The following is a 23,678-nucleotide window of genomic DNA, read 5'->3' as shown; positions in this document are numbered from 1 at the left end:
GTGCCAGGCCCGACCGGCAAGGAGCCACCCTAAGTGTCCGTCTTCGGCAAGCTCATGCGTGCAGGTGAAGGGAAGATCCTGCGCAAGCTGGACCGCATCGCGCGGCAGGTGAATTCCATCGAAGAGGACTTCGTCGACCTGTCGGACGCCGAGCTGCGGGCACTCACGGACGAGTACAAGGAGCGGTACGCCGACGGCGAAAGCCTCGACGACCTGATGCCGGAGGCGTTCGCGACGGTCCGCGAGGCCGCCAAGCGGGTGCTGGGCGAGCGGCACTACGACGTGCAGCTGATGGGTGGCGCAGCGCTGCACCTCGGCTACGTCGCCGAGATGAAGACCGGTGAGGGCAAGACGCTGGTGGGCACGCTGCCCGCGTACCTGAACGCACTGTCGGGCGACGGTGTGCACATCATCACGGTCAACGACTACCTGGCGCAGCGCGACTCCGAGTGGATGGGCCGGGTGCACCGCTTCCTCGGGCTGACGGTCGGCTGCATCGTCGCCAACATGTCCCCGGCCGAGCGCCGCGAGCAGTACGCGTGCGACATCACCTACGGCACGAACAACGAGTTCGGTTTCGACTACCTGCGCGACAACATGGCGTGGTCGAAGGACGAACTGGTGCAGCGGGGCCACAACTTCGCCATCGTCGACGAGGTCGACTCCATCCTCATCGACGAGGCCCGTACGCCGCTGATCATCTCCGGCCCCGCCGACCAGGCCACGAAGTGGTACAGCGACTTCGCGAAGCTGGTCAAGCGGCTGGAGCGGGGCCAGCCCGGCGACCCGCGCACCCAGAAGCCGGAGACGGGCGACTACGAGGTCGACGAGAAGAAGCGCACGGTCGCCATCCACGAGTCCGGCGTCGCCAAGGTCGAGGACTGGCTGGGCATCGACAACCTCTACGAGTCGGTCAACACCCCGTTGGTGGGCTACCTCAACAACGCGATCAAGGCCAAGGAGCTCTACAAGAACGACAAGGACTACGTCGTCCTCGACGGCGAAGTCATGATCGTGGACGAGCACACCGGCCGTATCCTCGCCGGCCGCCGCTACAACGAGGGCATGCACCAGGCGATCGAGGCCAAGGAGGGGGTGGAGATCAAGGACGAGAACCAGACGCTCGCCACGATCACCCTCCAGAACTTCTTCCGCCTCTACAAGACGCTGTCGGGCATGACCGGTACGGCGATGACCGAGGCAGCCGAGTTCCACCAGATCTACAAGCTCGGCGTCGTCCCCATTCCGACCAACCGGCCGCTGGCCCGTAAGGACCAGGCCGACCTGATCTACCGCACCGAGGTCGCCAAGTTCGACGCGGTCGTCGACGACATCGTGGAGAAGCACGAGATCGGCCAGCCGATCCTGGTCGGCACCACCTCGGTGGAGAAGTCGGAGTACCTCTCCAAGCAGCTCACCAAGCGCGGTGTCCCGCACCAGGTGCTCAACGCGAAGAACCACGAGCGTGAGGCGCTGATCGTCGCCGAGGCGGGCCGCAAGGGCGCCGTGACGGTCGCCACCAACATGGCCGGTCGTGGTACGGACATCAAGCTCGGCGGCAACGCCGAGGGCATGGCGGAGAACGAGCTGCGCGAGCGCGGTCTCGACCCGAACGAGCACCCGGAGGAGTGGGCGGCCGCGCTGCCCGCCGCGCTGGAGAAGGCCGAGAAGTCGGTCAAGGCCGCCGTAGACGAGGTCAAGGAGCTGGGCGGCCTCTATGTGCTGGGCACCGAGCGGCATGAGTCGCGCCGGATCGACAACCAGCTGCGCGGCCGCTCGGGCCGCCAGGGCGACCCGGGCGAGTCCCGCTTCTACCTCTCGCTGGGCGACGACCTGATGCGGCTGTTCAAGGCGCAGATGGTGGAGCGCGTGATGGCGATGGCGAACGTCCCGGACGACGTCCCGATCGAGAACAAGATGGTGACCCGCGCCATCGCCTCCGCGCAGTCCCAGGTCGAGCAGCAGAACTTCGAGATCCGGAAGAACGTCCTCAAGTACGACGAGGTGCTCAACCGGCAGCGCGAGGTCATCTACGGCGAGCGCCGCCGCGTCCTGGAGGGCGAGGACCTGCACGAGCAGGTGCGGCACTTCATGGACGACACGATCGAGGCGTACGTCCAGGCCGAGACCGTCGAGGGCTTCGCCGAGGAGTGGGACCTGGACCGGCTGTGGGGCGCCTTCAAGCAGCTCTACCCGGTGCAGGTGACCATCGAGGAGCTGGAGGAGGCCGCGGGCGACCGCGAGGGTCTGACGGCGGACTTCATCATCGAGGCCATCAAGGACGACATCCACGAGCAGTACGACGCGCGGGAGAAGGAGCTGGGCTCCGACATCATGCGCGAGCTGGAGCGGCGCGTGGTGCTGTCGGTGCTCGACCGCAAGTGGCGTGAGCACCTGTACGAGATGGACTACCTCCAGGAGGGCATCGGTCTGCGTGCGATGGCCCAGAAGGACCCGCTGGTCGAGTACCAGCGGGAGGGCTACGACATGTTCCAGGCCATGATGGACGGCATCAAGGAGGAGTCCGTCGGCTATCTGTTCAACCTGGAGGTCCAGGTCGAGCAGCAGGTCGAGGAGGTCCCGGTCGAGGAGGCGGCCCCGGCGCCGTCCCTGGAGAAGGAGGGCCCGCGCGACGCGGTGCCCGCCGGTGCGGCTCCGGCCATCCATGCGAAGGGGCTGGACCAGCCGCAGCGTCCCGACCGGCTGCACTTCTCGGCGCCCACCGCGGAGGGCGGCGTGGTCGAGCGCGACCTCGACACCTCGGACAACGGCACCCCGGCGGACGACGGCGGCCCGGTCCGCTCGCCTGCCGACGGCCTCACCCGCGCGGAGCGGCGGAAGGCCCAGAAGGGGCGTAAGAAGCGGAAGTAGCCGCACAGCGTGAGGGCCGGGCACTTGGTGCCCGGCCCTTTTTGCTGGCAAGAGGGTGCCCCTTTCTGTCGGTCGCGGGCTGCGGATCGTCGTGGCTTGTCGCGTTGTTCCCCGCGCCCCTTTCCGGGCACGTCACCGCGTCAGGGCGTAACGTCCAGCTCGACGGCTGTGCAGCGCCAGCGGTTGTCGGAGCACCACTCCAGGCGGAAGGCCATGGCGCGCTGGTGGGCGCCGGTGGCGATGCGGGCGAAGGCTTCGATGACGCCGTCGCGCGGCTGGGTGCCGCGTGCTTCCAGTACGACGGGCGTCGTACGGTCCGAGCCGCGGGGGCGCAGGGGTGCCAGTGGGGCGAGGGCGGTCAGCCGGTCGTACGCCGGGCCCCTGGCGTGCGCGAGCAGTGTGTGGACCGGGCTCTGACCGCTCAGCACCAGCAGCAGGCGGTGCGCGAACCAGAACGGTGGCCGGCGCTCGCGGGCGCGGTGTGCGGCGGCACGCAGGGCCGCGTCGGCGGGGCGGCGGCTGTCCCGCCGGGTCGGCGGCCGGGAGGGTGCCGTGCGCGGGGTGCGCCTGCGTGGCTGGCGTCCGGATGCCGACTCGGAGACGGGCCTCGTCATGGGTCCCCCGTGGTGGTGTGCCGGGCCCGGCGGATTGATACCGGGCGGTAACTGGCTGACGGGAACGGTTGTAGCCGCGGAGTGCGGCGGGCCGCAATGCGCCGGGGAGGGTGCGGGAGGGGGTGCGGGAAGTTCCCCTATCCGGTGGGTGCAGGCGTTCTGCGTTGACGTCGCACCACCGCTACCTGCGGGTTCGTGGAGCCGTCGGGAAGGGCTGCGCAGCCGCCCGGCCCGTATGCTGACGGGGCATACGGTCCCCGGCGATACACGAAAGCGGCAGCCCATGCGTGTCTATGTCCCCCTGACCCTGCCCGCACTGAGCGAGGCACACGGTGCGGGTGAGCTGGGACCGGCGCCCGTCGAGGCGTACGCGGTCACTCCCGGGCTGCGCGCCTGGTGGGGTGCGGAGGACGAGGAAGACCTGGAGTACGCGGCGCTGCGGCAGGCGGCGGGGGCCTCGCTGCGGTTGCTGGCCGAGCAGCACGAGGCCGCGCGGCGCCGGGTGGTCGTCGTGGCGGAGGCCGCTGACGCGGCCGTCGCCGGGGCCGATGAGGGCGACGAGGCCGGGAACGGCGCGGACGGGGACGAGGGAGTCGGCCGGGTGCGGCTGACCGCCGCTGTCCCGCTGACCAAGGCCGCGGCCGTCCATCTCGACGCCGAGGAAGCGGTCGACGACGTGACGGCGGCGGTCGGCGCGCTGTCCGCCGCTCTGCGCGGTGACGAGAAGGCGCAGCAGGTCGTGGACCGCGCCGATGACCACGAACTGCTGTGGTTCGCGACTCAGGAGATCCCGGCGCTGGTCGGCTGATCAGCGGTTGACCAGCGGCTTCTCCGGTTTCCCCGGCGAGTGGCGGCCAGAAATCGGTGTCGCGTTGTCAGTGCCCTCTCCTACCGTCGAAGGCATGGTCTTGGGGCGAAAAACAAGGTCCGCACACATCGTGTGGGACTGGAACGGCACGCTGCTGCACGACATCCACACTGTCCTCGACGCGACGAACGCCGCGTTCGACGAGCTCGGTCTTCCGGCCATCACGCTGGAGAGATACCGGGAGCTGTACTGCGTCCCGGTGCCGCGCTTCTACGAGCGGCTGATCGGCCGGCTGCCCACCGACAGCGAGTGGCAGATCATGGACGAGACCTTCCACCGGCACTACTGGGCCCGGGTCTCCGCCGCGGGTCTGGCCGAGGGCGCCGCCGAGCTGCTGGCGGCCCGGCGCGAGGCGGGCCGCACCCAGTCGCTGTGTTCGCTGGCCCCGCACGACAGGCTGCTGCCCCTGCTGCGTACGTACGGCATCGACGGGCATTTCGACCGCGTCGACGGCGCTGTCGGGCCGTCCGGCGGCGGCAAGGCGGCCCAGATGGTGCGCCACCTGGCAGCGCTGAGCGGTGTCGATCCGGCCCGGACGGTGGTGATCGGGGACGCGGTGGACGATGCGCTGGCTGCTGCGCACGCGGGGGCGAGAGCGGTGTTGTTCACCGGCGGCTCGCACAGCAGGGCCAGCTTGGAGGAGGCGGGGGTGCCGGTGGTCGACACGTTGCATGAGGCCGTCGAGACGGCGGAGGAGCTGGCGGCCCTCTAGCAGCTGCGTACCCCGCGTAGGGGCTGTGCCCCGTAAGGGGCGCGGGGAACTGCGCGACCGGCCACGACGCACCCGCAGCCCGCGGACGGCGGACAGGGGCACCTCCTCTTCGGCTCACTCCCTCGCCCGCAGTACCGTCAGGAACTCCCGCATCCAGGCGGAGTGGTCGGGCCAGGCGCGGGAGGAGACCAGGGGGCCGTCCACGACGACCTCCGCGTCCTGGAAGTCGGCGCCCGCCGTCTGCATGTCCATTTCCAGCGCCGGGTAGGCGGTGACCCGTCGCCCGCTCAGCACGCCAACGGCGGCGGTCAGCAGCGGCCCGTGGCAGATCTGGGCGACGGGTTTGTCCGCGTCGAAGAACGCCTTCAGCACCTTGCGCAGCTCGGGATCGTTGCGCAGGTACTCCGGCGCCCGGCCGCCGGGGATGACCACGCCCGCGTACTGCCCGGGGTCGATCTCGGAGAAGGCGAGATCGGCGGGCCAGGTGTAGCCGGGCTTCTCGGTGTAGGTGTCGTAGCCCTCCTCGAAGTCGTGGACGACGAAGCGCAGCCTCTTGCGGGTGGGCGCGGCGATGTGCACGGTGTAGCCCTCCTCCCGCAGCCGCTGGTAGGGGTAGAGCACCTCCAGGGACTCGGCCGCGTCGCCGGTCACGAGCAGGATGTTCGCCGTCATGCTGCCTCCACCTCCCGGGGGGCGCCCCGGACGGGAACCGCCCGGGGTGCCGGTACCGTCTGTGTCAACGTGCCCCGCGATCGCCGTTTTGCCAAGAGTTTCCCCGGCCCTTCCCCAGCTGGTCGGATCGGCGAAGATGATCTATGTGTGCCAGCTATCCGTACAAATTGCGCTCGCTATCTGTACAAACAAGGCCCATGACACTCCGGTGCCCAGGAGCGATAGCCTTACCTACGTGATCAGCGCGATATCCACCGGAGGATCCGCTTCAGGGCGCCCCTCCGTACAGCGCCCCTCGCGTGACCGCGGGTGGGGCGCCGCTGGTCGTCTCTCCCGGCACAGCGGCGGACCCGAGCGGACACCCCGCGTCATTCCGGTGCCGTGCCTTCATTTTCCCGACGTCACGCAACGGCGCGCGACAGGAGCCAGAGGACATGCAGAGCAAGCTGGATGAAGCAAAAGCCGAGCGGCTGGCGGAAGCCGCCCGGGTGGCTGAACGAAGCCCGGCCCAGGGGCGCCACCCGGTCCAGGGGCCCCAGGACGACGCCCTTGGCGCGTATCTCCAGCGGTACTACCTGCACACGGCGCCGGAGGACCTCACCGACCGCGACCCGGTCGACGTCCTCGGCGGCGCACTCGCCCACTACCGGCTCGCCGAGGAGCGGCCGCAGGGCACGGCCAACGTCCGCGTGTACTCGCCGTCGATCGACGAGAACGGCTGGTCGTGCACGCACTCGGTGGTCGAGGTCGTCACCGACGACATGCCGTTCCTGGTCGACTCGGTCACCAACGAGCTCTCCCGGCAGGGCCGCGGCATCCATGCCGTGATCCACCCGCAGATGGTGGTCCGGCGGGATCTGACCGGAAAGCTGCTGGAGGTGCTCTCGGCGGGCCGGGACGACCTCGGGCAGATGCCGGACACCCAGCTTCCCGACACCCGGGCCACCCAGGGTGCGAAGAAGGCCACGGCCAGGAAGAAGGGCAAGGACAAGAAGGCAGCGGGCGGCGAGCTGCCGCACGACGCGCTGGTCGAGTCCTGGATCCACGTCGAGATCGACCGCGAGACCGACCGCGACGACCTCAAGCAGATCGCCGCCGACCTGCGCCGGATCCTCTCCGATGTGCGGGAGGCCGTCGAGGACTGGCAGAAGATGCGCGGCGCGGCGCTCCGGATCGCCGACGACCTGCCCGACGAGCCCACCGACGAGCTCCCCGAGGAGGAGATCGAGGAGGCCAGGGAGCTGCTGCGCTGGCTGGCCGACGACCACTTCACCTTCCTCGGCTACCGCGAGTACGAGCTGGACGTCACGAGCGAGCGGGAGAAGGCCGGCGCCGACGGCGAGGAGCTGAGCCTCGCCCCGCTGCCCGGCACCGGGCTTGGCATCCTGCGCGCCGACCCGCAGCGCAGCACGGAGGACAGCCACCCGGTCTCACCGTCCTTCAACCGGCTGCCCGCCGACGCGCGGGCCAAGGCGCGGGAGCACCGGATGCTGGTGCTCACCAAGGCGAACAGCCGCGCGACAGTGCACCGTTCGTCGTATCTGGACTACGTCGGCGTCAAGAAGTTCGACGAGGCGGGGAACGTCATCGGGGAGCGCCGCTTCCTCGGTCTGTTCTCGTCGGCCGCCTACACCGAGTCGGTGCGCCGGGTCCCCGTCGTGCGGCGCAAGGTCGCCGACGTGCTGGAGAGCGCGGGCTTCACACCCGACAGCCACGCCGGGCGTGACCTGCTGCAGATCCTGGAGACGTACCCGCGCGACGAACTGTTCCAGACCTCGGTCGAGGAGCTGCGGTCCATCGTCACCTCCGTCCTCTACCTCCAGGAGCGCCGCAAGCTGCGGCTCTACCTGCGCAAGGACGAGTACGGGCGGTACTACTCGGCGCTGGTCTACCTCCCCCGCGACCGCTACACGACCGCGGTGCGGCTGCGGCTGACCGAGATCCTCACCGAGGAGCTGGGCGGCACCAGCGTCGACTTCACCGCGTGGAACACCGAATCGGTGCTCTCCCGGCTGCACTTCGTGATCCGGGTGAAGCCCGGGGCCCAGCTCGCGGAGCTGACGGACGCGGAGATCGAGCGGATCGAGTCGCGGCTGGCCGAGGCGGCGCGCTCGTGGGCGGACGGCTTCAACGAGGCGCTGGTCGCCGAGTGCGGTGAGGAGCAGGCCGCCGAGCTGGCGCAGAAGTACGCGCGGGCCTTCCCCGAGGGCTACAAGGCGGACTTCTCGCCGCGCGCCGCCGTCGCCGACCTCCAGCACCTGGAACAGCTGGTGCAGGGAGGCAAGGAGAACGACTTCTCGCTCAGCCTGTACGAGCCGGTCGGCGCGGGTCCCGGTGAGCGCCGGTTCAAGATGTACCGGACCGGCAGCCCGGTCTCCCTCTCGGCCGTCCTGCCCGGTTTGCAGGCGATGGGCGTCGAGGTGGTGGACGAGCGGCCGTACGAGCTGCGCTGCGCCGACCGTTCGCACGCCTGGATCTACGACTTCGGGCTGCGGATGCCGGACGGCCGGCGCGGTCTCGAGGAGGAGACCCGCGAGCGCTTCCAGGAGGCGTTCGCCGCGGTGTGGACAGGGCGTGCGGAGAACGACGGGTTGAACGCGCTGGTGCTCTCCGCGGGGCTGACCTGGCGGCAGGCGATGGTGCTGCGCGCGTACGCGAAGTATCTGCGGCAGGCCGGCTCGACCTTCAGCCAGGCCTACATCGAGGACACCCTGCGCGGAAACGTGCACACCACCCGGCTGCTGGTCAACCTGTTCGAGGCCCGGCTGGACCCGGCTCGCAGGTGGGCCGGGCACGAGCTGACGGACGGCATCCTGGAGGAGCTGAACGGCGCGCTGGACCAGGTGGCGAGCCTGGACGAGGACCGCATCCTGCGCTCCTTCCTCACCGTCATCAACGCCACCCTGCGCACCAACTACTTCCAGCTCGCCAGCGACGGCAAGCCGCACACCTATGTGTCGATGAAGCTGGACCCGCAGGCCATCCCGGACCTGCCCGCGCCGCGGCCCCAGTTCGAGATCTGGGTGTACTCGCCCCGCGTGGAGGGCGTCCACCTGCGGTTCGGCAAGGTCGCACGCGGCGGTCTGCGCTGGTCCGACCGGCGCGAGGACTTCCGTACGGAGATCCTGGGCCTGGTCAAGGCGCAGGAGGTGAAGAACACCGTCATCGTGCCGGTGGGTGCCAAGGGCGGCTTCGTCGGCAAGCAGCTGCCGGACCCGGCCACCGACCGCGACGCCTGGCAGGCCGAGGGCATCGCCTGCTACAAGACGTTCATCTCCGGACTGCTGGACGTCACCGACAACCTCGTCTCCGGGGAGGTCGAGCACCCCAAGGACGTGGTGCGGCACGACGAGGACGACACCTACCTCGTCGTCGCGGCCGACAAGGGCACCGCCACCTTCTCCGACATCGCCAACGAGGTGGCCCAGGCCTACGGCTACTGGCTGGGCGATGCCTTCGCCTCCGGCGGCTCGGCGGGCTACGACCACAAGGGCATGGGCATCACCGCGCGCGGCGCCTGGGAGTCCGTCAAGCGGCACTTCCGCGAGCTGGGCCACGACACCCAGACCGAGGACTTCACCGTCGTCGGCGTCGGTGACATGTCGGGCGATGTGTTCGGCAACGGCATGCTGCTCTCCGAGCACATCCGGCTGGTGGCCGCCTTCGACCACCGGCACATCTTCCTGGACCCCGAACCGGACGCGGCCACCTCCTACGCGGAGCGCCGCCGGCTGTTCGAGATGGCGCGCTCGTCCTGGGCGGACTACAACCCCGAGCTGATCTCGGCCGGTGGAGGCATCCACCCGCGCAGCGCCAAGTCGGTGCCGATCACCCCGCAGGTGCGCGAGGCGCTGGGCATCGAGGCGGGCGTCACCAAGATGACCCCCGCCGAGCTGATGCGCGCCATCCTGACCGCCCCCGTCGACCTGCTGTGGAACGGCGGCATCGGCACCTACGTCAAGGCGTCGACGGAGAGCGACGCGGATGTCGGCGACAAGGCCAACGACGCGATCCGGGTGGACGGCCAGGATCTGCGGGTGAAGGTCGTCGGCGAGGGCGGCAACCTCGGCTGCACCCAGCTGGGCCGGATCGAGTTCGCCGTGAACGGCGGCCGGATCAACACCGACGCGATCGACAACAGCGCCGGTGTGGACACCTCCGACCACGAGGTGAACATCAAGATCCTGCTGAACTCCGTGGTGGCCGACGGCGATATGACCGTCAAGCAGCGCAACGCCCTGCTGGCCGAGATGACCGACGAGGTCGGCGCGCTGGTGCTGCGCAACAACTACGCGCAGAACGCGGCGCTGGCCAACTCCCTCGCCCAGGCGCCGAGTCTGCTGCTGGCCAGCCAGCGGCAGATGCGCAGGCTGTCCAAGGAGGGCAAGCTCGACCGGGCGCTGGAGTTCCTGCCCTCGGACCGGCAGATCCGTGACCGGCGCGGCAACGGCCAGGGGCTGACCCAGCCGGAGATCGCGGTGATGCTCGCCTACACCAAGATCAACATCACGGGTGAGCTGATCGGCACCTCGCTGCCGGACGACCCCTATCTGGAACGGCTGCTGTACGCCTACTTCCCCGAGGCGCTGCGCGAGCGGTTCGCCCAGCAGATCGCCAACCACGCCCTGCGCCGGGAGATCATCACCACGCTGCTGGTCAACGACACGGTCAACACCGCGGGTTCGACCTTCGTGCACCGGATGAAGGAGGAGTCCGGGGCGTCCACGGAGGAGATCGTGCGCGCCCACACCGCGGCGCGGGCCATCTTCCGGCTCGGCGACATCTGGGACGAGGTCGAGGCGCTGGACAACGAGGTCGCGGCAGGCGTGCTCACCGACATCCGGCTGCGCTCCCGGCAGCTCGTCGAGCGCGGCACCCGCTGGCTGCTCAACAACCGTCCGCAGCCGCTGGCGCTCGCCGACACCATCGAGCTGTTCTCCGACCGGGTCGAGACGGTCTGGGCCGAGCTGCCCAAGCTGCTCAAGGGCGACGACCTCAAGTGGCACCAGCGGGTCTACGACAAGCTGGCGGGCGCCGGTGTCCCCGGGGACCTGGCGCTGCGCATCGCCGGCTCGGCCGCGGCGTTCTCCGCGCTGGACGTGGTGGCCGTCGCGGGCCGTACCGACAAGGACCTGATGGACGTCGCCGAGGTCTACTTCGACCTGGCCGACCGGCTCGGCATCACCCAGCTGCAGGGCCGCGTCAGCGAGCTGCCGCGCGCCGACCGCTGGCAGTCCATGGCCCGCTCCTCCATTCGTGAGGACCTCTACGCGGCACACCAGCTGCTGACGGCCGATGTGCTGGGCGCCGGCGACGGTGCCGCGACGGCGGAGCAGCGGTACAAGGCGTGGGAGGAGAAGAACCACGCAATCCTCGTCCGCGCCCGGGCCACCCTGGACGAGATCCAGTCGTCGGAGACGTTCGACCTGGCGAACCTGTCGGTGGCGATGCGGACAATGCGCACTTTGCTTCGCAGCAACCGCTGATTGTTCCCCGCGCCCCGGAAGGGGCGCGGGGAACTGCGCGAGCGACCACGACGTGCCCGCAGAAGGCCGACAACGCCGGCCCCAGCGGCGGTCACGCGTTCGGCCCTCTGCGGCGCGACGGGCCACTCCGGGTCTGCCTACCGTGAAGTGTGGGTGCGCTGGTTAACGGTGTGGACGACGCGAACGACGACGGCGGCGCGAACGAAGAGAGCGGCGCTGTCGGGGACGGCGCTGCGGATGCCGCGAACACGGCCGACACCCTGGTGCTCGACCCGGTGGCCGATGGCAGCCGCTCCGCCGCGGCGACCGGCGGCGACGGCCACCGCGACGGCGGCGAAGGCGAGAGCGGGGACGAGGGCGAGGCGGAGAGCATCGAAACCGCCCTCCAGCGGCAGCGCCGCGCCGCCCTGGCGCGGCGCCGGTCGAAGTCCGTCTCCGCGTTGCTGCTGTTGGGCGGCGGCTATCTGCTCCAGGTGGCGGGCATCGTCGACGCGCACGCCCCCTTCGTCGTCTTCGGCGCGGTGCTCGGCCTGCTGACCGAGGTGCTGATGCCCTCCCGGGCCCGGAAGATGACGCGGCAGCTGCGCCGGGCGCAGTTCACCCCGCCCGCACGGCAGATGCTGCGGGACGCACTGCTGCTCGGCGGCCTCGGCAGGCTGGATGTGCTGCGTCCCGGTGGGGCCGGTGCGCTGCTGCTGGGCGCCGTGCTGCTGTGCTGGGCGCTGCACTTCTTCTGCCAGGCGATCGCGGGTGCGGTGCGTACCCGGCGGCGGCTGCCGGTCGTCACCCGCAACATCGACGCTTCCGCGCTGCGGCTGTCCTCCTCGCCGCCCGCGCTGTTCGTGAAGCGGGCGACGCTGCGGCTGACCGGCGTCTCGGTGCTGACGACAGCCGGGATTGGCGCCTCGGCAATGACGGGCGAGCTGGGGTGGGCGCAGGCCGCCGTCTGGAGCTGCGCTGTCGGGGTGCTGGCCGGTACCGGATGGCTGGCCACCTGGCTGCTGCCCGGCAAGCAGGTCGTCGGCGAGGAGGAGGCGCTGGCGTGGCTGGACCAGTGGCTGGCGGAGTACAGACCGACCGTGGGCATGTACTTCTCCGGCGGCGCGTCATCCGCGTACCAGGCGAACATGTGGCTGAGCACCCTGGCCGAGCTGGACGGGCGGCCGTTGATCGTGCTGCGTGAGCGGTTCATGGTGCAGAAGATCGACGCCACCGACATCCCGATCGTCTGCATCCCCAAGGTCACGCATCTGATGCGGCTGGAGCACTCCACGCTCAAGGTGCTGCTGCACCCGGCCAACTCCGGCAAGACGGCACAGGTGCTGCGTATCCCCACTCTCAAGCACGCCTTCATCAACCACGGGGAGTCCGACAAGCTCTCCTCCTGCAACCCGTACGCCAAGGCGTACGACCAGGTGTGGGTTGCCGGGGAAGCCGCGCGGGAGCGGTACGCGCAGGCGTGCATCGGGGTGGAGGACAAGGACGTGGTCGAGGTGGGCCGCCCGCAGCTCGCGCCCATCCAGCCGGCCGGTGCTCGCGCGGTGGGCGACCGCGCCGGGTATCTCACCGTTCTCTACGCCCCCACCTGGGAGGGTTACACGGACGATCCGGGCCACACCTCCGTGGTCCTGGCGGGTGAGAACATCGTCCAGGCGCTGCTGGCCGACCCCAAGGTACGGCTGCTGTACAAGCCGCACCCGATGACCGGCACCATCGACCCGCGGGCCGGGGCCGCCGACCGGCGGATCCGCGCGCTGGTCCGCGAGGCCAACGCCGAGCGGGACGGCGAGGAGCCGAGCCCGGAGGCGGTCGCGGCGCTGGAGGAAGCGGCCCGCGAACTGAAGGCGCTGACCCGCGCCGATGTGCGGCGGCACGCCGACGAGGTGGAGCGGATGCTGCGCCAGTCGGCGCCGGAGCCGGGCCGCGCCCAGGTGGCGGCCGAGGCCCTGCGGACGTGGGAGGAGGCGTATTGGGCGGCGAAGCCCCCCTGGCAGCACCGCGTCATCACCCGCTCCCGGCCCAGCCTGTTCGGCTGCTTCAACGAGGCCGATGTGCTGGTCTCGGACGTCTCCTCCGTCGTCTCGGACTACCTCAGCAGCGAGAAGCCGTACGCCGTCACCAACACCAGCGGGATGGACGACGACAGCTTCCGCTCGGCCTGCCCCACCGTCCGTGCGGCGACCATCCTGGGCCCGGACGGCTCGGGCATTCCCGGACTGCTGCACTCCGTACGCCACCCGGAGGAGGACACGCTGGCCCCGGCGCGTGCCGCGCTGAAGGTCCGGCTGCTCGGCCCGGCCGAGCCGCCCTCCCTCGTCCGCTTCAACCGCGCGGTCCAGGCACTGGCGCAGGCGGCCGAGGCCCGCGAGCAGCGCATGCGGGCGGCCGAGTGCCGTACGGGGGAGAGCGAGCGGGGTCAGGCGGTGGAGTCCGAGCAGGGTCAGGCGGTGGCCGAGGTGCTGGGGGAGGACGAGCGGCTCTGAGGGCTCTGCGCGTCCGCGGCAGTAGCACTCTCTTCCGTCTGCTCCGCCTGCTCCGGCTTGGGCGCGGGGAGGGTCTTCAGCGTCAGGACGAGGTTGTTGTTGACGGAGAAGTACAGCTGGACGACCTGGTCGGTGTCGCCCAGCCGGGCGCGCGGGGTGACGTCGGTCTTCTTGCGGTCCGCGAGGTCTCCCAGCACCCGTCCCAGCCGCACCCGTTCGGGACCGAGCCCGGGGCGCAGCGACAGGTCCCACACGCCCTCGGGACAGCCGTCGGAGAACGCGGCCGGCAGCTCGTAGGGCAGCTCCATGCGCACCGTGGCGTTCTCCTCGTCGCCGTCCCAGCGGCCGGGGAACTCGAACGCCTGGCGCGGGTTGTCGCGCGGCACCGCCACCAGCACGGGCCCGCCGCACAGTTCGCGGGTCCGCCGCGACAGCGCGGGGCGCGGGAACGTTCCGTACAGCCGCGCCGTGAGCGTGTAGCCGTGCTCGCCCAGCGCGATCGAGGTGACCTCCGCGTGCCGGGCGCGGGACCAGCTGCGCAGGGCGAGGTGGCCGTCGCCGGTGGCGTACGGGATCCAGGACCGGAGCATGCCGTCGGGGTCGAGCGGCTCGGGCAGGGTGAGCAGCCGTGCCGTCTCCACCATGAGCGCCTTGATCTGCTGGCTCGCACCGTCCGAGGTGCGCTCCACGTAGACGTCCCACCGCCCCTCGAACAGCTCCACCTCCGCGCGCGTCAGCCGGAGTTCGGCCCAGCCGTCCGCGTCCGCCCGGTCGCGCGGCGGCAGCGGGACGCGGACCGGCTCCGCACCGTCCCGCTGGGGGCGCAGGGAGAGTACGGCCGCGCTGCTGGGGAGGGAATCGGCGTGCAGCCGTACCAGCAGCGCCCCGTCTCCCTCGACCCTCACGTGGGCGAGCGGGCGCGGCAGTCCCTTGATCCCGCTCGCCCGTCGCGCGCCCGGGCCCTGCCGCAGAGTGCGTACGAGGGGGCGCAGGGCGGGGAAGAGGGCGCGGGGCGTGAGGCGGCGCACGGTCCGTTCGACGCGTGCGCGTCCGCCCCTGCGTGAGGTGGGGGTGCGGGACTTGGCCGGCGCGGCGCGCTTACGGGGCATGTCGGCCGTCGGCGCGGTGTCCGCTCCGGTCCTGCCCGGGACCGGAGCGGGCGCGCGTGCTCCGGCGCCGGGGCGGCCCGCCAGAAGGCGGGTCATCAGGTTCTCGTACTCGCCCGCGATGCGCTGGGGGCAGTAGCGGGCTGCCTTCTCCAGCGCCGCCGCACTCATGGCGGAGCGCAGGGCCGGGTCCTCGACGAGGTGCAGCAGGGCGTCGGCGTAGGCGCGTACGGTCACGTCCTCGTTCTCGCCCAGCGGGGCGAGCAGCCCGTCCTGACCGTTGGCGATGATCTCGCCAGGGCCGTATGGGCAGTCGGTGCTGACGACCGGGACGCCGCAGTGCATGGCCTCCACCAGGGTCATACCGAAGGACTCGCCGTCGGAGGAGACGGCCGCGATGGCGCCCTTGGCCCACTCCGTCTCGATGGGGGAGTGGGCGCCCATCAGGAACGCGCGGTCGTAGAGGCCGAGTTCGTTCAGGATTGTCCGCAGCACGTTCTGCTGCGGGCCCCGTCCGTACAGCCGCAGCGTCCAGTCCGGGTGCTTGTCCGCGACGAGCGCGAAGGCGCGCAGCAGCCGGTCGTACCGCTTGACCTTGATGAGCCGGCCGGCGGCGACGATCAGCTTGGCCTGCCCGTCGGAGGGCTCGACCTGCGGCGCGGGCACGGCGTTGGGCACGCAGACGATCTCGGTCCGTACGTCGGGCAGGGCGGCGCGGTAGTCGGCGGCGTCCGCGTAGGAGACGGTGACGAACGCGTCCAGGTGGGCGAGGGCGGCGTCCTGGTGGGTGCGGACGTGGTCGCTGTGCATCGAGTGGGTGAGGTGCTCCTGCCCGATGCGGACGTAGCGGTCGGTGCCGTACCCGGCGAGATAGTCGTTGATCTTCGGCCGGGTGCCGATGACGACGTCCGCCTCCAGGTTCTCCAGCAGCTCCCGCATCCGCAGATCGCCCAGCCGGGTGGCGATGCGGCGCTCGAAGTGGTCGCGGCCCTCGGTGAAGCGCTCGCTCGGCCGGTGGTAGTCCGGGTCGTCCCCGTCGTAGTCGGGGGAGGAGCGGCGCAGATCGATGAGAGAGGTCAGGGAGACACGTGGGTCGAAGGCGAGGGCGGGCTCCTCGCGCGACCTGCGGAGGCTGACGACCTCCACCTGATGCCGCTCGGCAAGCGCTCCGGAGAGGTTCACCGTCGACCTGATCGTCCCGCCGATTCCATAGGCGTTGTCCAGCAGGAACACGATCTTCATCCGCGGCTTCCCCTTCTCTGTGCTGCACGCTCGACATCAGCCGTTTCCCACCGACTATTTGAGGTGCGGAAAGGGGGTGGACGCGTTCTTAACACTCGTATGTCCCTCGTTCGGCCCCCCGGGCGGCATGCCGCGACCGAATGGGGACGAGCCGCGCTTACTGTCAGATCAATGGCCTCGAAGATCATCGACCCAGCCGGAGCGGGCGGCAGCGGCGTGCCCGCCGAGGACGGCGTGCCCACGGGGACGCCGTCCGGCGAACCGCGCGCTGCGGGGGCGGAGACGGCGGGGCCTGAGACAGCGGGACACGAGTGCGGGCCCGAGTCCGCGGGGCCCGGGGCCGCTGGGCCCGAGTCCGCGGTACACGAGTCCGTCGGGCAGGATGCGGCCCGGGTCGTCGTGCGGGAGGCGGACGGCGCTGGTCGGCCGGCTCGGGATCCGTTCCTCGACAACGCGAAGTTCCTGCTGATCGTGCTCGTCGTCATCGGCCACACCTGGCCGATGGGACTGGTGGAGGGCTCCCGCACCGTCAAGGCCGGGTACCTGTGGATCTGCTCCTTCCATATGCCCGCCTTCATCCTGCTGAGCGGCTACTTCTCGCGCGGCTTCACCGGAAGGCCCGCGCAGCTGCGCAGGCTGGTGGCCGGGGTGCTGGTGCCCTACCTCGTCTTCGAGGTTCTCTACAGCGCGGTCGAGGCCGCCGTCTGGGGCAAGCCGTTCCGGCTCACCCTGACCGAACCCACGTTCGTGTGCTGGTTCCTGGCGGCGCTGTTCGTCTGGCGGCTGACCGTGCCCCTGTGGCGGGTGATCCCCTGGCCGGTGCCGGTCGCCGCGCTCGTCTCGCTCGCGGCGGGCACCTCCACCATGGCGTACGACCTGGCGCTGCCCCGGGTGCTGATGTTCCTGCCGTGGTTCGTGCTCGGGCTGGCCCTGCGGCCCGCCCACTTCGCACGGCTGCGCGAGAGCAGGGTGCTGCGCTGGTGCGCCCCGCCGGTGCTCGTGGCGGGCGGCCTCGCGGCGTACACGGTGGCGCCGTTCACCGATGTGCACTGGCTGTGGATGAGTTACGGACAGGCCGAGCTGGGGGTGGGCACCCTGCCCTATCTGCTGGTACGGCTCGGCCTGTTCGCGGTGACGGCGCTGATGACCGGCGCCTTCCTGGCCCTGGTGCCCCGGCGCACCCGATGGCTGACCGCGTTCGGGGCCGTGACCCTGTACCCGTATCTGCTGCACGGACTGCTGACCACTGCCGCGCACGCCTACGGCTGGGACGCACCGTTGCGCCCACTGGGCCTTCTCGGTGTCGCCCTGCTGACGGCCTGCGGAGCCGCCGTCGCCGTACTGCTGTCGACCGCGCCCGTACGGCGGCTCGCGCGGCCCCTCATCGAGCCACCGGTGCCGGGCCTGAACGGGTCGCGGCGCCGGGGAAGCTCGCCCGGAACGAGTGAGCCAAGGACGGCGTGATGGCCTGGGATCCTTTCACCGACAGCTTCGCGATGCCCGGTAGCACGGCGCACGACGCCGCTGCCCGGCCCTCCTCTCCCGCGGCGGCCCCGCCGCGCGGGGCGCCACCGGACCACTTCGCCTCGGCGCCGGCCGCCCCCGCGGCGTCCGCCGTGGGGCCCTTCCCGCAGTCCGCGCGCCCCTTCCCGGGCCCGGCGGACGGCGACCCCGAAGTGCCCCCGGGACCGCATCCGCCCGCATCCGGGCTCCCCGCCCCCGCGTCCGCGCCGTCGTCCTCGGGCGCCCGGCGTCCGCGCGGCGGCCGGGACGCGGGAGCCCTGTGGGAGTCGTACGGCGTGCGCGGGCCACGCGGCGGCGACCGGACGGGCCCGGAGTCCTCGCGTACGCCGGGACGAGCGCGGGTACGGCGGCCCAACGGGGCGTCGGCGGCGGGCCGGCCGGGCGGGCGCGACCCCTTCCTCGACAACGCGCGGTTCCTGCTCGTCGTCCTCGTCGTCCTGGGGCACAACTGGACGCCCGTCGCCGACGCGATGCGCGGCGTCGAGGCGGCCTCGCTGCTGGTCTACTCCTTTCATCTGCCCGCACTGGCGCTGCTGTGCGGCCACCTCTCCCGGAGCTTCACCGCACGGCCGGACCAGATCCGCAGACTGCTGACCCATGTGCTGGTGCCGTATCTCGTCTTCGAGGCGGCCTACGCGGGGATGGAGACACTGTTCTGGGACCGGCCGTTCACCGTCACCCCCACCCGGCCCGCCTTCGTGTGCTGGTTCCTGGCGGCGCTGTTCGTCTGGCGGCTGACCGCGCCGCTGTGGCGGGCCGTCCGCTGGCCGGTGGTCTTCGCCGCTGCGCTGTCCGTCGGCGCCGGGTTCACTGACCTGGGGAACGAGCTCGCGCTGCCCCAGCTGCTGATGTACTGGCCCTGGTTCGTGCTGGGCCTGCGGCTGCGCGCCGACCAACTGCGCCCGCTGCGCCACCGTGCCGCGCGCAGATGGGCGCTGCCCGTGATGGCCGCCGCCGCGGTGGGCGCCTGGTGGGCGGCGCCCCGGGTGAGCCTCGACTGGCTGCTGATGGAGGCGGGCGCCCACGAGCTGGGCATGCGACCGCTGCTGTACGTGGGCGTACGGCTCGGGCTGTTCGCCGTCGGCGCGGTGCTCGTCGCCGCGTTCCTCGCGCTCGTCCCCGCGCACCGCACCGGGTACACCGTGCTGGGCGCCTGCGCACTGTATCCGTTCCTGCTGCACGGACTCGTCGTCAAGGCCGTCGAGAAAGCCGGCGGATACCAGGCCGTACTCACCGGTGGCCTGCTCGCTGTGGTGGGCACGACGGTGCTGGCCTGCGGACTCGCCGTGCTGCTGGGGCTGCCCCATGTACGGCAGGTGCTGTGGCCGCTCGTCGAACCTCCCTTCCCCGGGTGGCTGCGCGGACGGCCGGTACGGGCCGACGGGGCGACGCCGGATGCGCAGGCGGCGGGAGCGGCGGCGCCGGGCGCGCCGGGTGCGGAGGCGGGTGCCGGACCGGGCGCGGGCGCGGGCGCGGGTGTGCGGGCGCCGGGCGGGGTGGGCGGGGGCGCGACGGTGTCCGGGGCGATGGTGCCGGGCGCTGCGGGGCCCGGCGCCCCGGGCCCGGGCGTCATGGTGCCCGGCGCGGCGGGGCCGGACGCCGGTGGCCGGTCTGTGGCGGGTGGCGGTATCCCGGCAGCCGGCCGGCCCACGGGCGACTGGCTTGCGATGGGCGGGTGACCTGTGGGCGGCGGGTCCGCTGTGTGCGGTTGCCGTGCGGTGGGGGGATGGCGGGTCCGCAGGTGGGTGGCCGGTCCGAGACGCAGGGCTGATCCGCAGGGGGCGGCAGGCCCGGGGTGCATGGCTGTTCTGCGGCGGATGGCGGGTCCGCGGGGTGGCTGCTCCGAGATGGCGGGGCTCCGCTTCGGCGGCCCTGGCGGGTGGGGTCTGCGGGCCGGAAGGGGCACCGAACGGTGGCTGAATTCCGGATGGCCCTCGGACGGCGGCGTGCCGAAGCTCTGCCGATCGGCGCCGCCCGGGAGTGCGCCGGGTCGCCGCGGCCCCCTATACAGGGCCGAGGACGCCCCCCACGTACGTACCCGTCCCAAGGAGACCCCCTCCCCATGACGACCACAGCCACGTCCGACCAGGCTCCCCCGGCCGCTCCCCAGGGTCTGCCCAAGCCCCGGACCTTCGACGAGGTGCCCGGCTGGTTCTACCGCACCGACCTGATCCTCTTCGACTGGTTCCTGTCCCGGCAGCGGGACCTCGAACTCCGCGGCGACCTGCTGGAAATGGGCGCCTACATGGGCAAGAGCGCCGTACTCATGGGCGCCTACCTGGACACCCCCGGGGAACGGTTCACCGTCTGCGACCTGTTCGACTCCGACGCCGCGCCCGACGAGGCCAACGGTCGCGAGATGCGGCACTCGTACTCGACGCTCACCCGGCGGGCCTTCGAGGCCAACTATCTGTCGTTCCACGACGAGCTGCCGCGGATCCTGCAGGCGCCGACGACAGTGGTGCCAGGCGAGGTCGAGGACGGCAGCTGCCGCTTCGTCCATGTGGACGCCTCGCACCTGTACGAGCACGTGCACGGGGACATCGCGGCAGCGCGGGACGTCCTCGCTCCTGACGGGCTCGTCGTACTGGACGACTACCGTTCGGACCACACACCCGGCGTCGCCTGCGCCACCTGGCAGGCCGTGCTGGAGAGCGGGCTGCGGCCGGTGTGCGTCTCGAGCAACAAGTTCTACGGCACCTGGGGGGATGCGCGGCCCTGGCAGGACGCGCTGCACGCGGAGCTGCGGGCGCGCGGCAAGTGCTGGCTGCAGTGGCAGGAGGTCGCGGGGCAACGGCTGCTGCTGGTGGGAGCGCGCAAGGCCGACCCGCCGGGCCTGCCCGTCTCGCGGCACGCTTCCGCCGCGGGCGCCGCTGCTGCGGGCGCCGCCGCCGCGAAACTCGCCCCCCGCGCGGCCGCCGCGCGCCGCCTCGCCGCCGACCTCCTCCCCCCACTGATGACCCGCGCCCTCCGCCGCGCCCGCCGCTGAGCGGGCCTCCGCCCGTTTCGCCGCGCTCTATGGGGCCACCGAGATTGCGGCCACCCCCTTCCCGCCGCAGCGGCGAGTCGTCCGACGGACGTGATCGGCGGTGCCGAACCGACCCGCAGGGCGGGAAGTCCGGCACCGCCGATCCGCGTCGTTGGGGTGCGCCGCCGTCGCGGCGGGATTGAGGGGGATGGAGCGGCTCTCTCTCGCGAGGGGGGTCAGCAGAGATGGCGTTCGGCGTCCATCGGGTTTGGGGGGATGCGGAGGTGGGTGCGGGACCAGGCGCCGCGGAGGTTGGTCAAGAAGCGGGTGGGGGTGAGGGGGGCGCGGGCGGAGGCGAGGAGGTCGGGGAGGGGGCCGCAGGTGAGGGCGTGGCGGGCGGCTCGTACCCGGCGCGGGTCGACCCCGGAGGGGACCGGCGTGCCCGGTGCCGTCAGGTCGGCGAGGATCCACGCGCGGTCCAGCGGCTTCTCGTGCCCCGCCTTGGTGTGGGTGACCGGTTCGGTGTGGGCTCCCAGCGGGTTGCCCAGGCCGAGGAGGTCGACGGCGAGTCCGTCCAGGGGGAGCGAGGCGCCGGCCAGCCCCAGCCGCGCCTCCGCACCGCCGACCGGTGCCCTCACATGCGGCGCCAGCGGCAGCAGCGGGTAGCTGGCGTTGCCCATCCGCAGTACCAGCGTGTGCTTGCCTTCGCGGACGGCGCGGCGGGCCGCCTCGTTGAAGCCGCGCGGCTTCGTGGTGTGGGCGTGCTGGCTCACTGGGTGCCGTGCGCCGAGGGCAATCTGGTAGACGGTGTGCGAGTCGAAGATGATCCGCCCGTCGTCGGGGCTCTCGTACGGCGGACGGAGCGCGAAGAGGCAGACGAGGCTCCAGATTCCCACCCCTGAGACCAGCCCTGCCGTCACGCGCCCGAGCGGCAGCAGGAAGACCGGCAGCAGCACCAGGAAGAGCGCGGGCAGCACCATCCTGCCGTGCATGAAGTCGCCGCCGACCTTGACGACGAAGAACGCCGACAGCAGCCCCGCGAGCACGGGAGCCCCCCTCAGCGCGGCGTCCGCCGTGCGCGCGTCCGGCGCCGGCCGGCCGGGCGCGTGCCGTACCCGGGCCCGTACCAGCTCGTACAGCCCGAACGCGGCGAGGAGACCGAGCGGTACCCACAGCACATACGGGTCGAGGGTGTTGAGCAGATAGCCGAAGCCGTACTCCCACTGGGTGCCCGAGGCTTCCTTGGCGATGGCCGGGAGCGGGACGAGCACGCCGTAGTACCCGGCGCGGAAGACCTCGTACGCCACGGGCAGCGCCAGCGCGGCGGCCGCCCAGCCGAGGGTGGTGCGCAGGGTGGGCCGTCGCATCAGCCACAGCGCGACCAGGAACACCGCGCTGACGAGCGCGAGGTCAGGCCGCACCAGCGGGCCGAGACCGAGCGCGAACGCGATCGCGTACAGCGACCGGAGCGACCGGCCACCGGAGGCGGCATCCGGGCCGGGTGCCGCCCTGGCCTGGACCAGCAGCCACCAGGAGCCGCCCAGGTAGCCGAAGGTGAGCCCGGTCTCCAGTCCGGACGTCGCGTAGTCCCAGGTCGCGGTCAGCGGAAGCAGCACCAGCACGCCCGCGGGCAGCAGCGCGCCCGCGGGGCGGCGCAGCCGGATCATCCGGCGGGTGCCGTCCAGGGCGAGCAGGAAGCCCGCCACGGTCAGCAGCAGTCCGAGTGCCACCGCCAGCCGCAGCGGGTCGTCCACTCCGGGAACGGTGCTGCCCGCCGCGAGCAGCCACTGCCACAGTGTCCCGGTGGAGGTCTCGACGCGTTCGCCGACGTTGTAGACGGGACCGTTCCCGGCGAGGATCTGGCGAACGGCGCGGGTGTAGATCAGCGCGTCGTCGTTCGTCCAGCGGTGCCGGTACCCCAGGACGAGGACCGTCGCACCGCAGGCGGCGACAACGAGCGCGTTCCAGCGCTGGGCCAGCGTGCCGGGCAGGGCGAATGCCCGTGGTCCTTCAGCCGGTTGGGGGGCGGGGAGCTCATCGGGTCGGGACATACCGTCACCTTCCCTCCGGCTCAGCCGGACCACCACGCGTGCAGCGCGCCTCTCTGCGGCGCTCACCCGGCTGGCGGAACGGTGACCCGGGGCAGCGGGCGGAGTCGACGCACCGCGCGGCGCGCCGGTCGCCGGACACGCCGGGGGGCGTGGCCATTCTCGGCTCGGACCGTCTCCCAAATCGACCGAATCGGATCTCAATCCGAACGAACCGAACCGGGCCGTCTCCCGATCCGTACGCAACAGAAAGCGAGCCCTCCATGACCGCCGCCGACGCCACCCCCACCCCGCCCCCCACTCCGACCCCCGCCCCGGCCTCCTCGTTCAGCGCCCCGCACCACACCCGCCCCGGTGGCTTCCGCGTCATGCCCGGTGCGCAGGTCTCCGGGCAGGCCGTCGTCGGCGACGGCAGCACCGTGTGGGAGCTCGCCCAGGTGCGTGAGGGTGCCGAACTCGGCGCGGAGTGTGTGGTCGGCCGCGGTGCCTACATCGGCGCGGGCGTCCGGATCGGGGCGCGCTGCAAGCTGCAGAACCACGCCCTCGTCTACGAACCGGCCGTACTGGGCGAGGGTGTCTTCGTCGGGCCCGCCGTCGTCCTCACCAACGACCGTGCCCCGCGCGCGGTGGACCCGGACGGTGCGCTCAAGCGGGCGGGCGACTGGGAGGCGGTGGGGGTCACGGTCGCCGACGGCGCCTCCCTGGGCGCGCGGTCGGTGTGTGTGGCGCCGGTGCGGATCGGCCGCTGGGCGATGGTGGCGGCGGGCGCCGTGGTGACTGCCGACGTGCCCGACTTCGGCCTCGTCGCGGGGGTGCCGGCGCGCCGTATCGGCTGGGTGGGCCGGGCGGGGGTGCGGCTGCGCCCGGTGCCGGAGCGGCCGGGGGAGTGGGAGTGCCCCAGGACGGGTGAGCGGTACCAGGAGTGCGCGGAGCAGGGCGGGGACGGGGGCGCCGGTGGCGCCGTCACGCTCCGCGAGGTGTAGCCCATGAAGTGACGGTGCGTAGAGGTCGCAGCCCTCGCTCTGGGCCTCCTCTTGGGCAATACGGGTGATTTGTACGCAAATCATGCAAGAGGGGGGCCGGA

General features: G+C 71.8%; 13 protein-coding genes. 9 read left to right on the top strand and 4 right to left on the bottom strand.

All coding sequences use genetic code 11. From position 1 onward, the window contains the following. Nucleotides 1-33 precede the first annotated feature (33 nt). Nucleotides 34-2,871, top strand: a complete 2,838-nt coding sequence (gene secA, locus ACQEU8_RS31920; protein ID WP_433107268.1) for a preprotein translocase subunit SecA — start codon at nucleotides 34-36, stop codon at nucleotides 2,869-2,871. 140 nt (nucleotides 2,872-3,011) lie between these two features. Here the strand turns inward: secA and ACQEU8_RS31915 are convergent, their stop codons facing one another. Then, the gene (locus ACQEU8_RS31915) at nucleotides 3,012-3,485 is read right to left on the bottom strand and encodes an Rv3235 family protein (protein ID WP_433107266.1); all 474 of its coding nucleotides are present in this window, start codon (nucleotides 3,483-3,485) and stop codon (nucleotides 3,012-3,014) included. A gap of 283 nt (nucleotides 3,486-3,768) precedes the next feature. Between ACQEU8_RS31915 and ACQEU8_RS31910 the strand changes: the two genes are divergently transcribed. Beyond that, a complete protein-coding gene (locus tag ACQEU8_RS31910; RefSeq protein ID WP_433107264.1) occupies nucleotides 3,769-4,293 on the top strand; it encodes a DUF6912 family protein in 525 nt (174 codons plus the stop codon). Nucleotides 4,294-4,387: 94 nt separating this feature from the next. Next, entirely contained in the window at nucleotides 4,388-5,065 is a 678-nt protein-coding gene (locus tag ACQEU8_RS31905; RefSeq protein WP_433107262.1) for an HAD family hydrolase, read from the top strand. Nucleotides 5,066-5,179: 114 nt separating this feature from the next. On the opposite strand, the gene ACQEU8_RS31900 is transcribed toward ACQEU8_RS31905, so the two are convergent. After that, nucleotides 5,180-5,737 carry a DJ-1/PfpI family protein gene (locus ACQEU8_RS31900; RefSeq protein ID WP_433107260.1) on the bottom strand — a complete coding sequence of 186 codons (558 nt, stop codon included), beginning with the start codon at nucleotides 5,735-5,737 and terminating at the stop codon, nucleotides 5,180-5,182. A 434-nt stretch (nucleotides 5,738-6,171) separates the two neighbouring features. Here ACQEU8_RS31900 and ACQEU8_RS31895 point away from each other — a divergent pair, with 434 nt between their 5' ends. Both ACQEU8_RS31895 and ACQEU8_RS31890 read left to right on the top strand, forming a co-directional pair. Continuing rightward, entirely contained in the window at nucleotides 6,172-11,223 is a 5,052-nt protein-coding gene (locus tag ACQEU8_RS31895) for an NAD-glutamate dehydrogenase (protein WP_433107258.1), read from the top strand. Between the two features lie 170 nt (nucleotides 11,224-11,393). Continuing rightward, complete coding sequence (locus ACQEU8_RS31890) at nucleotides 11,394-13,706, top strand: hypothetical protein (protein ID WP_433107255.1); 2,313 nt, start codon at nucleotides 11,394-11,396, stop codon at nucleotides 13,704-13,706. On the opposite strand, the gene ACQEU8_RS31885 is transcribed toward ACQEU8_RS31890, so the two are convergent. Further along, nucleotides 13,664-16,054, bottom strand: a complete 2,391-nt coding sequence (locus tag ACQEU8_RS31885) for a glycosyltransferase (protein ID WP_433107253.1) — start codon at nucleotides 16,052-16,054, stop codon at nucleotides 13,664-13,666. The genes ACQEU8_RS31890 and ACQEU8_RS31885 overlap by 43 nt on opposite strands. Before the next feature lie 171 nt (nucleotides 16,055-16,225). Between ACQEU8_RS31885 and ACQEU8_RS31880 the strand changes: the two genes are divergently transcribed. The 3 genes from ACQEU8_RS31880 (at nucleotide 16,226) to ACQEU8_RS31870 (ending at nucleotide 20,567) form a co-directional block, all read left to right on the top strand. Next, nucleotides 16,226-17,518 (top strand): acyltransferase family protein, encoded by a 1,293-nt coding sequence (locus ACQEU8_RS31880; RefSeq protein WP_433107251.1) that lies wholly within the window; start codon nucleotides 16,226-16,228, stop codon nucleotides 17,516-17,518. Beyond that, the gene (locus tag ACQEU8_RS31875; protein WP_433107249.1) at nucleotides 17,518-19,257 is read left to right on the top strand and encodes an acyltransferase family protein; all 1,740 of its coding nucleotides are present in this window, start codon (nucleotides 17,518-17,520) and stop codon (nucleotides 19,255-19,257) included. Before ACQEU8_RS31880 ends, ACQEU8_RS31875 begins: the two co-directional genes overlap by 1 nt. A gap of 383 nt (nucleotides 19,258-19,640) precedes the next feature. Beyond that, nucleotides 19,641-20,567, top strand: a complete 927-nt coding sequence (locus ACQEU8_RS31870; protein ID WP_433107247.1) for a class I SAM-dependent methyltransferase — start codon at nucleotides 19,641-19,643, stop codon at nucleotides 20,565-20,567. Nucleotides 20,568-20,782: 215 nt separating this feature from the next. Here the strand turns inward: ACQEU8_RS31870 and ACQEU8_RS31865 are convergent, their stop codons facing one another. Further along, nucleotides 20,783-22,597, bottom strand: a complete 1,815-nt coding sequence (locus tag ACQEU8_RS31865; RefSeq protein ID WP_433107245.1) for a hypothetical protein — start codon at nucleotides 22,595-22,597, stop codon at nucleotides 20,783-20,785. 260 nt (nucleotides 22,598-22,857) lie between these two features. Here ACQEU8_RS31865 and ACQEU8_RS31860 point away from each other — a divergent pair, with 260 nt between their 5' ends. Continuing rightward, nucleotides 22,858-23,577, top strand: coding sequence for an acyltransferase (locus ACQEU8_RS31860; protein ID WP_433107243.1), 720 nt, complete (start codon nucleotides 22,858-22,860; stop codon nucleotides 23,575-23,577). The last annotated feature ends 101 nt before the right edge of the window (nucleotides 23,578-23,678 follow it).

Origin of the sequence: Streptomyces sp. CA-250714, from assembly GCF_050936705.1 — a bacterium.
Classification (GTDB): domain Bacteria; phylum Actinomycetota; class Actinomycetes; order Streptomycetales; family Streptomycetaceae; genus Streptomyces.
The sequence above is the reverse complement of the archived record's forward strand: the minus strand, read 5'-3'. Positions and strand labels throughout refer to the sequence as shown.

Coding starts and splice junctions, on each gene's coding strand:
- ACQEU8_RS31915 (WP_433107266.1), bottom strand. CDS start 3,485: ATGACGAGGCCCGTCTCCGAGTCGGCATCCGGACGCCAGCCACGCAGG.
- ACQEU8_RS31910 (WP_433107264.1), top strand. CDS start 3,769: ATGCGTGTCTATGTCCCCCTGACCCTGCCCGCACTGAGCGAGGCACAC.
- ACQEU8_RS31905 (WP_433107262.1), top strand. CDS start 4,388: ATGGTCTTGGGGCGAAAAACAAGGTCCGCACACATCGTGTGGGACTGG.
- ACQEU8_RS31900 (WP_433107260.1), bottom strand. CDS start 5,737: ATGACGGCGAACATCCTGCTCGTGACCGGCGACGCGGCCGAGTCCCTG.
- ACQEU8_RS31895 (WP_433107258.1), top strand. CDS start 6,172: ATGCAGAGCAAGCTGGATGAAGCAAAAGCCGAGCGGCTGGCGGAAGCC.
- ACQEU8_RS31885 (WP_433107253.1), bottom strand. CDS start 16,054: ATGAAGATCGTGTTCCTGCTGGACAACGCCTATGGAATCGGCGGGACG.
- ACQEU8_RS31880 (WP_433107251.1), top strand. CDS start 16,226: ATGGCCTCGAAGATCATCGACCCAGCCGGAGCGGGCGGCAGCGGCGTG.
- ACQEU8_RS31875 (WP_433107249.1), top strand. CDS start 17,518: ATGGCCTGGGATCCTTTCACCGACAGCTTCGCGATGCCCGGTAGCACG.
- ACQEU8_RS31870 (WP_433107247.1), top strand. CDS start 19,641: ATGACGACCACAGCCACGTCCGACCAGGCTCCCCCGGCCGCTCCCCAG.
- ACQEU8_RS31865 (WP_433107245.1), bottom strand. CDS start 22,597: ATGTCCCGACCCGATGAGCTCCCCGCCCCCCAACCGGCTGAAGGACCA.
- ACQEU8_RS31860 (WP_433107243.1), top strand. CDS start 22,858: ATGACCGCCGCCGACGCCACCCCCACCCCGCCCCCCACTCCGACCCCC.